General features: G+C 62.6%; 12 protein-coding genes. 2 read left to right on the forward strand and 10 right to left on the reverse strand.

What is annotated here, in order from left to right:
- Window positions 1–24 precede the first annotated feature (24 nt).
- From JTF07_RS14330 to JTF07_RS14375, 10 genes are all read right to left on the reverse strand, one after another.
- Entirely contained in the window at window positions 25–993 is a 969-nt protein-coding gene (locus JTF07_RS14330; protein ID WP_204234898.1) for a metallophosphoesterase, read from the reverse strand.
- Between the two features lie 67 nt (window positions 994–1,060).
- A complete protein-coding gene (locus tag JTF07_RS14335; RefSeq protein ID WP_204234899.1) occupies window positions 1,061–1,972 on the reverse strand; it encodes a metal ABC transporter permease in 912 nt (303 codons plus the stop codon).
- The gene (locus JTF07_RS14340) at window positions 1,972–2,841 is read right to left on the reverse strand and encodes a metal ABC transporter ATP-binding protein (RefSeq protein ID WP_204234900.1); all 870 of its coding nucleotides are present in this window, start codon (window positions 2,839–2,841) and stop codon (window positions 1,972–1,974) included. Before JTF07_RS14340 ends, JTF07_RS14335 begins: the two co-directional genes overlap by 1 nt.
- A gap of 2 nt (window positions 2,842–2,843) precedes the next feature.
- Window positions 2,844–3,935 (reverse strand): metal ABC transporter solute-binding protein, Zn/Mn family, encoded by a 1,092-nt coding sequence (locus tag JTF07_RS14345; protein ID WP_204234901.1) that lies wholly within the window; start codon window positions 3,933–3,935, stop codon window positions 2,844–2,846.
- Window positions 3,936–4,147: 212 nt separating this feature from the next.
- Window positions 4,148–5,200 (reverse strand): aspartate-semialdehyde dehydrogenase, encoded by a 1,053-nt coding sequence (locus JTF07_RS14350; protein WP_204234902.1) that lies wholly within the window; start codon window positions 5,198–5,200, stop codon window positions 4,148–4,150.
- Window positions 5,197–6,522, reverse strand: a complete 1,326-nt coding sequence (locus tag JTF07_RS14355; RefSeq protein ID WP_204234903.1) for an aspartate kinase — start codon at window positions 6,520–6,522, stop codon at window positions 5,197–5,199. The genes JTF07_RS14350 and JTF07_RS14355 overlap by 4 nt, the downstream gene beginning before the upstream one ends.
- Window positions 6,523–6,791: 269 nt before the next feature.
- Entirely contained in the window at window positions 6,792–7,025 is a 234-nt protein-coding gene (locus tag JTF07_RS14360; protein ID WP_204234904.1) for a helix-turn-helix domain-containing protein, read from the reverse strand.
- Window positions 7,025–7,657: a DUF2975 domain-containing protein gene (locus JTF07_RS14365; protein WP_204234905.1), complete on the reverse strand. Its 633-nt coding sequence runs from the start codon at window positions 7,655–7,657 to the stop codon at window positions 7,025–7,027. Before JTF07_RS14365 ends, JTF07_RS14360 begins: the two co-directional genes overlap by 1 nt.
- Window positions 7,658–7,848: 191 nt before the next feature.
- A complete protein-coding gene (recR, locus tag JTF07_RS14370) occupies window positions 7,849–8,454 on the reverse strand; it encodes a recombination mediator RecR (RefSeq protein ID WP_204234906.1) in 606 nt (201 codons plus the stop codon).
- A complete protein-coding gene (locus JTF07_RS14375) occupies window positions 8,451–11,633 on the reverse strand; it encodes a DNA polymerase III subunit gamma and tau (protein WP_204234907.1) in 3,183 nt (1,060 codons plus the stop codon). Before JTF07_RS14375 ends, recR begins: the two co-directional genes overlap by 4 nt.
- A gap of 138 nt (window positions 11,634–11,771) precedes the next feature.
- On the opposite strand from JTF07_RS14375, the gene JTF07_RS14380 reads away from it, so the two are divergent.
- Window positions 11,772–12,440: a DUF1707 SHOCT-like domain-containing protein gene (locus tag JTF07_RS14380; RefSeq protein ID WP_204234908.1), complete on the forward strand. Its 669-nt coding sequence runs from the start codon at window positions 11,772–11,774 to the stop codon at window positions 12,438–12,440.
- Window positions 12,440–12,628 (forward strand): hypothetical protein, encoded by a 189-nt coding sequence (locus tag JTF07_RS14385; RefSeq protein ID WP_204234909.1) that lies wholly within the window; start codon window positions 12,440–12,442, stop codon window positions 12,626–12,628. Before JTF07_RS14380 ends, JTF07_RS14385 begins: the two co-directional genes overlap by 1 nt.

Raw genomic sequence — 12,628 nt, forward strand, 5'->3', positions numbered from 1 at the left:
CGTTCTCAAAAATCGTTGAGAACGTCAGACTCCAGGCACGAGCGTCAACAGGCTGACCTCGGGACGGCAGGCGAAACGCACCGGTGAGAAGGGCGAGAAACCCAATCCGGCGGAGATTTCGACGAGAGATTTTCGATAGGGAAACACGCCTCTCGCGCGTGTCCGATCGAGATCGCAGTTCGTCACCGGCGCACCCCAGAAGGGCACCCGGATCTGTCCCCCATGAGTGTGCCCGGTCATGATGAGGTCAGCCCCCGCCGAGGTGAACGCCTCCAGCGTCCGCGAATAGGGCGCATGCGTGACCCCGACTTTCACCCCAGCTTCAGAGTCGAAGTGAGGGTAGTCGAACGCGTCAGGACCGCGACCCTGACCGTCGCTGGGCCGGATCCGGTCACGGTCGATGTGGGAGTCCCCCAGGCCACAGAAGTCGATACGAGTGCCTCGGATCGTCAGAGTCGCCTCGGCGTTGTCGAGGAAATGCCATCCGCGGGTGCTGCTGGGCGTGTCACCAGTCGACGTGATGCTGGCTGTTTCTTCTCTGGCCTCGAACCCGCGGATCAGGGCCTTCACATCGAGGTCGGGCTGCGTGCGGTGCTTCACCTCGGAGGGAGACCGCAGGTAGGTGGCTGGGTTCTTCGCCTTGGGTGAGAAGAAGTCGTTGGATCCGAGGACGAAGACGCCGGGTACATCGAGAAGTCCGTCGAAGACGTCGAGGACAGTGGGCACGATGTCTGCAGAGAGGTTGTCCCCGGTGTTGACGACGACGTCCGGTTCCAATCGTGTCAGCGCCTTGACCCAAGCGGCTCTGTGCTTCTGCCAGGGTGCCAGATGCAGATCGGAGACGTGCAGCATCCTGATGCTCTGTGCACCGGCCGGAAGGATCGGCAACGTGTGGCGGCGGACGGCGAAGAGGTGCGGTTCGATGGCCGCGCCCCAGATTCCAGCCGCCGCGGGGACTGCAAGGGCGCCGGCGAATAGTGCACGTTTCTTCATTCGTCCAACTCTAGTCGGCCTTGGGATCCCCGCGTGGACCCGGCCCCCGCTGCGCCGTCACGGCACCTCAGGCAGGGAACGCGACCGGCTTGTCGTGTTCGTCGGCGGCACGGGCCGTGCGGCGACGATGCAGATGTTTCATCCGGCGCCGCCCCACGAGTCGGCAGACGAGGTAGATGAGGAAGGAGATCGTCGTGACGAATGGGCTGATCGGCACCACCGGCGAGCCCAGTGCGATGAGGATGCCGCCGACTGAGGCTGTGACCGCGAAGATGACGCTGAACACCGGCACCCACACCGGGGAGGCCGAGAGCTGGGTGGCCGCCGCGGCTGGAGTGATGAGCAGAGCCAGCACCAGGAGGACGCCCACGACCTGCACGCTCAGTGCCACGGCCAGGCCGAGGACGAGCATGAATACGATCGTCAGACCGGACACCGGGACCCCTTTGGCACGTGCCACCTCGGGGTCGAGGCTGGCGAACATGAGCGGTCGCCAGATGACGGCGAGGACGAGGAGCACGATCAGCGAGCACACGACGAGCGTCATGATCTGGCCCGGGGTGATGGCCACGATCTGCCCGGTCAACAGGCCGAATTTGCTGGCGGCACGTCCGTCGTAGAGGGCGAGGAACAGAATCGCGAGGCCCAGACCGAAGGGCATGAGCACACCGATGATGGCGTTCTTCTCCGAGGCTTTGGCCCCACCGATGCCGATAATGAGAGCGGCGATGATTGAGCCGATGATGGACCCGCCAACCACGTCGAAGCCGATGAGGAGGGCAAAGGCGGCACCGGCGAACGAGAGCTCGGAGACACCATGGACGGCGAAGGGGATGTCGCGGGCCATGACGAAGACGCTGATGAGGCCGCCGACGACGCCGAGCAGTCCGGCGGCGATGAGCGAGTTGGTCAGCAGTGCCACCAGTTCGCCGTAGTCCTCGAAGGTGAACAGGCTGCCGAAGATCTCCTGAGCCGACATCAGATCGCACCTCGTTCCATGCTCATCTCGTCCTCGTGGACGTGGTGGTCCACGCATTCGGCTTCGCCGCCGACTACGATGAGCCGACCGCCTACCCGAACGACTTCGACCGGGGAACCATAGAGTCGGGTCAGCGATTGGGTGGTCATGACCTCGGCGGGGGTGCCGACGAGGAAGTGGCCGCCGACGATGTAGAGGACGCGGTCGACGTAGGGCAGGATCGGGTTGATCTCGTGGGTGACGAAGACGACTGAGGTATTGCGTTTGACTCGCTGCTCATGGAGCAGGTTGGCCACGACCTTCTGGTGATGGATGTCCAGCGACAGCAGCGGCTCGTCGCAGAGAAGCACCGAGGGGTCATTGGCCAGGGCCTGAGCCACGCGCAGACGCTGCAGTTCACCGCCGGACAGGGTCCCGGCTGGGGCGTCCGCGTAATCTCGAGCGCCGACGGATTCGAGGAGTTGATCGACCTGCTGACGGCGGCGCTTCAGAAACCGCCCGGGTCCCCAGCGGTGTCCGTCGATGCCCATCCGAACCAGATCGCGACCCCGCATCGGAGTATGTTGGTCGATTCCGCGCTGCTGGGGGATGTAGCCGATGGCCGAGTTCCCTGAGTGGACATTCCGACCATTGATCTCCGCCGAGCCGGTGGACAGCGCATGCTGGCCCAACAGCACTTTGAGCAGCGAAGTCTTTCCTGTCCCGTTCGGGCCCAGCACCGCCACGAACTCCCCCGGCGCGACGTCGAGATCGAGATCGTGCCAGAGCACACGCTCTCCGAATCGCAGTTCGGCATCGCGCAGACGGATCACCGGAGGGTGATCGGCGGATGCGATCTGCTCGGGAGAGACGTCGGAATCAGTGGCCATTCTCAGTGTTCATGTCCTTCGAGCGCAGTGGAGATTTCAGTGATGTAGTCGCCCATCCAATCCGCGTAGCGCGCATCGGCCGGCATCGTCTCGCCGAGGTCGACGACCGGAACGTCGGATTTCTCAGCCGTGGATTTCAACTGCTCTGCCTGTGGACCTGCCGCTTGAGTATTGTACCCAAGCAGCACCGCCTCGCCCGAGGAAATCTGCTCCTCGGCCTTCTTCAGCACCAGAGGTGGCACGTCATTGCCCTCTTCCACCGCTTCGAGGAACTCATCTGAGGTGATGTTCTTCAGTCCCATGTCCTCGAACAGCCACAGCGGAACGGGTTCGGTGGCAGCGACCTCGTCGCCTTCATGTTCTGCCTTGGCATCGTCGATCTGCGCCTGCAGCTTCTCCAGCGTCTTCTTGTAGTCATCCGCGTTGGCTGCGAAGTCGTCCTTGTGCTCGGGCTCAGCCTCACCGAGGTGGGTTGCGACCTCGTCGACGAGCTTCGTCATTGTGGGGACGGAGTACCAGAGGTGCTCGTTGAACTCCCCATGTTCGTGATCGTGGCTCTCTTCGCCGTGATCATGGCCCTCTTCTTCGCCGTGATCGTGACCGTTGTCCTCGTGCTCATGGCTATGGGCCTCTTCTTTGCCGTGCTTGTCGACGTGGCCCCCACCATGGGCCTCTTCCTCTCCATGGTCATGAGGCTCGTTGCCGACGTCCTCGGATCCAGGCAGACCTGAGATCGATACTGTGTCGATGGTGTCGACCTCGGCGTCCGAGGCCTCAAGCATCGTCGTCATGAACGAGTCGTAACCCCCGCCGTTCTGGACGACCAGATCGGCCTTCGACAGTTTCAATCGGTCTTGGGTCGTTGCCTCATAGGAATGCGGGTCCTGATTCGGGTCGTCGATGACCGCCGTGACCTTCGCGAAGTCTCCTGCCACCTGGGACACGATGTCGGCGTAGACATTGGTCGACGTCACAACTGAGAGATCGGCGTTCTCGGAGTCCGCACCGGCCGCACCACCCCCACAGGCGCTCAATGCGAGAACAGCAGTGAGGGCAGCAGCACCGGAGGCAATGCCGAGTCGCGAAGAACGCATGGTGGGCCTTTCAGAGAGTGGTCGGTGATCAATGAATCAACCACGAATACGATACTCAGCCTGAGCTGCGGCCACTAATATAAATATTTATATATAGCAACGTGTTTATGCGTTCCCGCCACGCTCGCCCCGCTGCGAGGTCGAAGACGTTCCGGCAACGCCGAACGCCCGAGAGCACAGCTCTCGGGCGTTCGATTCGGCTATCCGACGGTTCAGGCCGCCTGTGACTCGACCTTCTTCGCCAGCAACGCGGCGATCTGCACCGTGTTCAGGGCAGCGCCCTTGCGCAGGTTGTCGTTGGCCACGAACAGGACGAGTCCCTTGCCTGCCGGGGCAGACTGGTCGGCACGGATGCGGCCCACGAAGCTCGCGTCCTTGCCGGCCGCCTTCAGCGGTGTGGGCACGTCATCAAGTTCGACGCCGGGTGCCTCAGCGAGCACCTCGGTGGCCTTGGCCGGGGTGATATCGGAGTCGAACTCCGCGTGGATGCTCAGGCTGTGCCCGGTGAACACAGGAACGCGCACGCAGGTGCCGGCTACGAGGAGATCCGGCTTTCCGAGAATCTTGCGGCTCTCGTTGCGCAGCTTCTTCTCTTCGTCGGTCTCGAGCTCACCGTCGTCGACGATAGACCCTGCCATGGGCAGGACGTTGAATGCGATGGGCTCGACGTAGTTGTCCGGCGCCGGCAAGGTCACGGCGCTGCCGTCGCGAGCCAGCTTGCGGGAATCTGCAACTCCGGCTTCGAGCTGACCGGCGAGTTCCTCGACTCCGCTCAGACCCGATCCCGACACTGCCTGGTAGGTGCTGACGATGAGCCGCTTGAGTCCGGCAACGTTGTCGAGCGCCTTGAGGACCGGCATGGCGGCCATCGTTGTGCAGTTCGGGTTGGCGATGATGCCCTTGGCCACCGCGTCGATGGCTTCAGGGTTGACCTCGCTGACGACGAGTGGAACCTCAGGGTCGGATCTCCAGGCTGAGGAATTGTCGACCACGGTGACTCCGGCCGCGGCGAAGCGCTCCGCCTGCGCCCGGGAGGTGGCTCCACCGGCAGAGAACAAGGCGATGTCGAGTCCGCTGGGGTCCGCCTCGGCAGCGTCTTCGACGGTGATCTCCTCACCGTTGAACGTGATGGTCTTACCCGCGGACCGCGCTGAAGCGAAGAGCCTCAGACTGTTGATCTCGAATCCTGGGTTGCCTGCCAGCAGGTCGAGCATGACGCCGCCCACCTGACCTGTTGCTCCGACTACTCCGATATTGACGCTCATCGTCCGGTACCTCCGTAAACCACTGCTTCGTCGTCTTCACTGTCGAGTCCGTACGCGGCATGCGCGGCGCGGACTGCGTCGTCGAGAACGTCTGCCCTCGTGACGACGCTGATGCGGATCTCCGAGGTGGAGATCATGTCGATGTTGACCTGGGCTTCGCTCAGCGCTTCGAACAGGATGGCAGTCACTCCGGGGTGGGAGCGCATGCCAGCACCGACGACTGAGAGTTTGCCGATCTGGTCGTCGTAGCGAACCTGGTCGAAGCCGATCGAGGCCTTCACCGCGTCGAGGGCTTCGAGCGCCTTGGCGCCGTCGTCCATCGGCAGGGTGAACGAGATGTCGGTCTTGGCCGGTTCCCGGGTCGAGACATTCTGCACGATCATGTCGATGTTGATCTCTGTCGCAGCCATGGTGTTGAAGATCTCGGCGGCTTTGCCAGGAACGTCGGGAACGCCGACGATCGTGACCTTGGCCTCCGAGCGATCATGGGCGACTCCGGAAATGATTGCCTGTTCCATGTTGGACTCCGTTTCTGATTCCGCTGCCGGGGCCTTCGCTCCCCGTGTCGGCCGGAAGGCTTCAGGAATGGGTGAGTCAGTCACCCAGGTGCCTTGCTTACGTGAGAATGAGGACCGCACGTGCACCGGCACGTTGTAGCGGCGGGCGTATTCGACGCACCGGAGCATGAGGACCTTGGCGCCCGAAGCCGCCATCTCCATCATCTCCTCGTAGCCGATCTCATCGATCTTATGCGCGGTCGGCACGATGCGAGGATCGGCGGTGAAGACCCCGTCGACGTCGGTGTAGATCTCGCACACGTCAGCATCCAGTGCCGCTGCGAGGGCCACCGCGGTAGTATCCGATCCGCCGCGTCCCAGTGTGGTGATGTTCTTCGCTGTCTGGCTGACTCCCTGGAATCCGGCCACAATGGCTACGTATCCCTGGTCAAGTGCCGAGCGGATTCGGCCTGGCGTGACGTCGATGATGCGCGCCTTGCCGAACTGCTCGTCGGTGATGACACCGGCTTGGGAGCCTGTGAATGACTGTGCTTCCTCGCCGAGGTTGGCGATCGCCATGGCAAGAACCGCCATGGAGATGCGCTCACCGGCGGTGAGAAGCATGTCGAGCTCACGGGCTGGGGGCATCGGAGAGACCTGTTGGGCCAAGTCGATGAGATCGTCGGTGCTGTCTCCCATAGCCGACACCACGACAACAACTTCGTGACCGGCCTGACGGTTTTCGACAATTCGCTTGGCCACCCGCTTCACCGATTCCGCATCGGCTACCGAGGACCCGCCAAACTTCTGGACGACTATGCTCACTGCAGTCTCTTCCTTATCGCTGATAAGTTCCGTGCCGGGCGATCGATTCCATGCTTCCAAACATGGTTGTCTCGTGCTTGCATCGATCAGGATTTCAGCCGTGTCGGCTCTCCGGCACCTTGACCATTGTATGAGGTCAGCCGTTTCACTTCACCCCCGCCCGTCATTCAGACGGTGCTCAGGTTCCCTGGATTTGCCCCCTGGATCCGCTGAGATCCCCGAGCTGTTGACGATCTCGGGTCCTCAAGCGACGAGGGGTCCTGCTCGTCTCAGCCGAGTCGAACGTTGACGGTGAACAGGTCCCCCGGCTGGCAATCCAGAACCTGGCAGAGTGCGATGAGTGTTGAGTATCTGATGGCCTTGGCCCGGTTGTTCTTGAGAACTGAGAGGTTCGCCAAGGACACATCAACAAGCTTCGAGAGCTCAGTCAGGCTCAGACCCCGCTGAGTCAGCAATGAGTCAAGGTGACAGACGACGTGAAGTGATTCGAATTCCTCGACCATCAGACGAGACCGTCCAGCTCTTCCTGGGCCTTCTGTCCCGACTTGTAGCACCTGCGCAGCAGCTCGATTCCTCCGACGACGCCCAACAGTGTGAACGCCAGCACGGTCGTCACTCCGGGACCGACCTCATCGGCGATATCGAGGTCTCGTGAGACCATGTTGCTGCCCAGCACCATTGCGCCGAAGTACACCAGCCACCCGACGGCGATGAAGCTCTCAAGCACTCCGAGCGCTGTGATCGAACGGCCGGTGAACGGGTCACCTTTGGCGATGTCTCTGATGATGGGAACGATCGATATCGCCGCAACGATGAAGGTGAGGATCAGAGTGATCTTCGCAATGAGAAGGAGCACCAACGTCGCGGTGGCCAGATCTGTGGTCGCCACCGTAATCTGCGTCAGACCGCTCAGCGTGGCATCCGCTCCCGGAAAGTCGAGCGTGGCCACAGCCTCCGACTCGAACTCAAGCGGCAGCCTGATCTTCTCATGAGCGAGGTCAGTGATCAGCTCCGTTACGGCATAGATGACGTAGAAACCGATCGCCAGTCCGACCCAGAGTTCGTAACCAGTGCCGAAGGCCTTCCGCTTGGCAGCCTCGTCGGGCAGTTCACCCTGCCCGTTTCCCTGTGTCATGATTCTGCCTTCCCTCTTCGGCGAACCTTTCGGAACCGGCAAGCAGTCGACCTCGATTTCGCCGTCTCGATCTGCGATTTCTTATCGTTTCTCGATATATCGATAAACAATATACTTCACGATAATCGATACGGTGTCAACGGGACGGTCGATACTTTCTCCAGAAGCGGGAGACGATCGGCAGAGAAAGCTCAGTCCATTGCGCGGCGGCCGGAGAAGGCTCGCCCGAGAGTGACCTCGTCGGCGTATTCCAGGTCTCCCCCGACGGGCAGTCCCGAGGCCAGCCTGGTCACGGTGACTCCCAAAGAGTTGAGCAGCCGCACGAGGTAGGTGGCTGTTGCTTCTCCCTCGAGGTTGGGGTCGGTGGCGATGACACATTCCTTGACCTCGCCGTCCTGCAGACGCGGCATCAGCTCTTTGATGCGCAGATTGTCGGGACCGACTCCTGCCATGGGATCGATCGCGCCGCCGAGGACGTGATAGAGGCCCCTGTATTCGCGGGTGCGTTCGATAGCGACGACATCCTTCGGCTCCTCGACGACGCAGATCATCGAACGATCACGACGCGGATCCTGACAGACGGTGCACTCTGCCTCCTCAGAGACATTGCCGCAGATATCGCAGAAGCGCACGCGCTTCTTCACTTCGATCAGGGCCTGAGCCAGGGCGCTGACGTCGGCGGATTCAGATTGGAGAATGTGGAACGCCAGCCGCTGCGCAGACTTCGGACCGATGCCCGGAAGCTTGCCGAATTCTTCGACCAGGTCCTGCAGGGCACCTTCGTAAACCGCGCTCATACTTCTCTTTCGTCAATGATCTCGCCGCCGAGGACGCGTGCGATCACGGCCACGCCGATCTGTGGAGCTTCCGAGACGTCGAGGTCCGTCTCCGGATCATATTCGTCTTCGTCGGCTCCGGAGCGTTGGGGCTGAGCAGCTGCGCTTTCGTCCACCACACCGTTTCCGGGCATTGAGCCGTTGGCATCCTGCGGGTACGCGTTTGTTCCGGTCTGGGCCGGCTGCTGTGGGGTGGCGCCTCCGTGCTTCTCGGCTAGAGCAGCGAAACGGGATTTGAACGGCTTCGCGCCACCGTGTCCCTGAGGTCGCGAAGACTGTGCCGGTTGAGTCTGTTGCTGCGACTGCGCAGTTGGCTGTGCCGCAGAATCCGCCAGTCCCATATCCCCTTCCGCGTAGTCGCCGAGGAAGTCGAGATCATCATCCTCTGGAGGAGGCACCACCAGCGCTCCGACTTCCACAGCTCCCGAACCCGCGCTCGTGAACTCGTCGATCGGATCGCTCGACGATACCTCGCCGTCGGGGAAACCACCGAGGTTCGGGGCACCAGCGCTCGGCCCATCGTGCCAGGTCGGCTCCTCCCACCGTGGCTGCACATACTCCATCGGTGCATCCGGAGTCGCCGGTGAAGTGGTGTGCGCCAGTGGATCGACTTCCGATTGCTGATCAGACGCATCGTCGGAAGGGCCGCTGAAGAAGTCATCGTCCGAGAGATCGGGCACGACGATATCCGAATCCGCCGCTGGCTCGTCTGGCTTCGGTGCCTCCGCAGCGGGTTCTTCGATCATCGGCTCGTCGGACGCCGATGGTCCCTGGGATTCTGCTTCTTCCTCTGGACCTTCGGGCACCGTCGGCTCGTCGACCAGTTGCGCTTGATCGACCGACCCGGCGAGGCCGTCCGGACCCGGTTCTCCAACTGGGCCAGCGTGGCTGCCTGAATCGTCGTAGGCCTGATGGTCGACATCCGTTGGGGCGTCGGGTTCGGAGTCAGTCGGTGATTCTGAAGCTACGTGTGACGCTGGCTGTTCTCCCTCCTCGTCGTCGTCGGACCAAGGACCTTGAGGAGAGCCGCTCGTCTCCCAGAATTTCTCGTGATCAACCTGCGGCTTGTCGACCTCGCGAGTGCCGACGACCGCGGCGACTTCCTGAGGGCTGGGTCGCCTCTGCGCGGGGGCCAGCCCCCGATTGCCGGGGGCCTCATTCGCCACCGGTGCCGAGGCGCCCTTGCCGCCGGTTCCGCGCCCGGCATCCGCCTGACTCGAATTTCCACCTATACGACCGACGTCGCCGATATCGATGCGAGCTTGGATGCCGAGGACATCATTGATCGCCATCGCCAGCTTCGCTGCGTGGTCTCTCTGCTGGAAGCCCTGGACGGAACCGGCGTTGTTGAATCCGAGATAGACGACACCCTCCGAGTACGACTGCGGGATCGCATTCGCAGCAATGATCGCCCTGGTCAGGCGACTGCGCTTCTCGACGGCCGCGAGGATGCTCGGCCAGGCTCGTCGAATAGCTTCGATCTCGCCGCCGATGTTGCCCGCACCGGCCACGGCCTCGCTTTCCGGAGCAGAGCCAGCATCTGGGGCTGATTCCTGCAGTGGTGCACTGACTTCCGGCTCACGTTGCGCTCGAGGTTCCTGTGCAGCTCGGGCCTGCCCCGCCTGATCAGGAGGCGCCGGAGCGTGGTTCTGCGGTTCAGCGTCGACCGCGGGCTGTTGGGAAGGTTCTGTTTCTGCGGCTGCGTTCGCTGACGGTGATGGATCTGGAGTCGAGCGCGGCGGCTCGTTGAGCATGGATTCCGCGGCGACAGCCATTTCGGCGAGGTCGTCGAAATCATCACGAGGTGCTTGGTTTGAGGGCTGTGCAGCAGGCGCCTGCGCAGGCTGTGCCGAAGCTGCCTGAGTCGAACTCGACGGCGCAGCTTCTCGCTGCTGGGCACCGGCAACCGGCTCGGCGGTGTTGTCCAGCACTCCATCCTGCGGGGCGGGCGGAATGTTTGCGGCTGTGCCCGATGCGGACATCCCGATCCGGCGTTCCATCCGTTCGACACGGCTGAGCACGGCATCGCGGCTGCGGCCCGAACCAGGCAGAAGGATACGCGCGCAGATCAGCTCGAGCTGCAGCCTCGGCGAGGTCGCTCCTGACATTTCGGTCAGACCCTGGTTGAGAAGGTCGGCGGCACGCGAAAGTTCGCCCTGGCCGAACCCTCTGGCCTGCAGAGTCAGTCGTTCGAGGCGGTCGGGTGGGACCTCCGGCAGGAAGGCGTGAGCGGCTTCAGGAGCAGCATTGATGACGATGAGGTCTCGCATGCGCTCGAGCAGGTCCTCGACGAAGCGACGCGGATCCTGACCGGACTCGATGACACGTTCGACGGCCCGGTACACCCCGCCGCCGTCACCGGCGGAGAACGCATCGACGATGTCGCTGAGCAGGGAGTCAGGGGTGTAGCCCAACAGTGCGATGGCTCCGGCGTAGTCGACACCGTCCGGACCCGAACCGGCAATGAGCTGGTCGAGGACGGACAGTGTGTCACGCACGGAACCACCGCCGGCGCGCACGACGAGCGGCAGCACACCCTTGGCGACCTGCACACCTTCGCGGTTGCACAGATCCTCCATGTAGTTGCCCAGTGCCTCGGGCGGAACCAACCGGAACGGGTAATGATGGGTCCGCGAGCGGATCGTGCCGATGACCTTCTCAGGCTCGGTCGTCGCGAAGATGAACTTGATGTGAGGCGGCGGCTCTTCGACGATCTTGAGCAGAGCATTGAAGCCCTGCGAGGTCACCATATGAGCCTCATCGAGGATGAAGACCTTGTACCGGTCGCGTGCCGGGGCATAGATCGCACGCTCACGCAGGTCACGGGCATCGTCGACACCGTTGTGGCTGGCCGCGTCGATCTCCACGACGTCAAGGGATCCCGGACCGCCGTTGGCCAGGTCCTCACAGCTCGGGCACTCACCGCAGGGCACAGGAGTCGGGCCCTTGGCACAGTTGAGGCACCTCGCCAGAATCCGAGCCGAGGTGGTCTTGCCGCAGCCTCGGGGGCCGGAGAACAGATAGGCATGGTTGATGCGGCCACGTTCGATCGCGGCCTTCAGCGGATCGGTCACATGCTCTTGACCGATGACCTCATCGAAGGTCTCTGGGCGGTATCTTCTGTACAGTGCGGTGGACACTCTCCTAGCCTAATGCCAACGGCTGACACGACACACGGACCGCTCTTCGACCGCCGTGGTGACCTGCAGCCCATCGCCGCGCCCGATGCCCGGTGCAGTCCGTTGTAAGCGGCGGTGTGATCGGGCACGATAGAGACTATGAGCGACTCCACCCCCGATTCCCCCGACAGCTCCCCTGCCGAAAACGACCCCGCGAAGACCTACCGCATCGGACACAAAGAGCGCGATGAAGCGATCGAAGTCCTGCGCGAAGCCGCCGGCGACGGCCGGATCACGGTTGAGGAACTCGACGAGCGCATGGAGAAGGTCCATACCGCCCGGTTCCCGATCGATCTTGACGAGGTTCTCTCCGACCTCACCACTGATCTGCCCTCCGATCGCTTCCGTCCAGGCTCACCTCTCACCCGATCGACCCCCGCAGGGCAGGCCATCGAGACAGGAGAGCCATTGGTCATCAAGGCCGGCTGGGAGAACGAGCTCCGCCGCGCCAAATGGCAGGTTCCTCCCTATATCCGGTGTCACCCGACAGGGGCGAACATCGAACTGAACTTCCTCGAGGTCGAGACCGGCCTCGCGGTCATCGATGTCGAAGTCGTCGCCGGCATGGGGTCTGTGATCGTCGTCATCCCCGATGACTGGGCCGTCAACATCGACTCCCTATCGAAGTCATGGGGTTCGGTGAAGTCCGTGGTCAACGCCGTCCCAGAGGGACGCAAGCCGATCATCCGAGTCACCGGTTCGATCGGCATGGGTTCCTTCCGCGCCCGTTTCGCGAATTTCCTCGACCGTCGTCGGATGGCCAAGTGATGGAACCTGGTCTCGGCGCGGTCATCTTCCTCATCCTGGTCATCATCGTGGTCGTCAGTGTGGGGGCTTTCCTCGTCTACCGAGTGATGAATCGTCCCGATGCGCACATCGGCTCTCGCCTTCCCAAAGACGATCCCGCCGCCGAGGCAGGACCTGAGGACGGCAAAGACTGGCACCGGAATCCTTGA

The organism is Brevibacterium sp. RIT 803 (assembly GCF_016892625.1).
Lineage (GTDB): Bacteria > Actinomycetota > Actinomycetes > Actinomycetales > Brevibacteriaceae > Brevibacterium.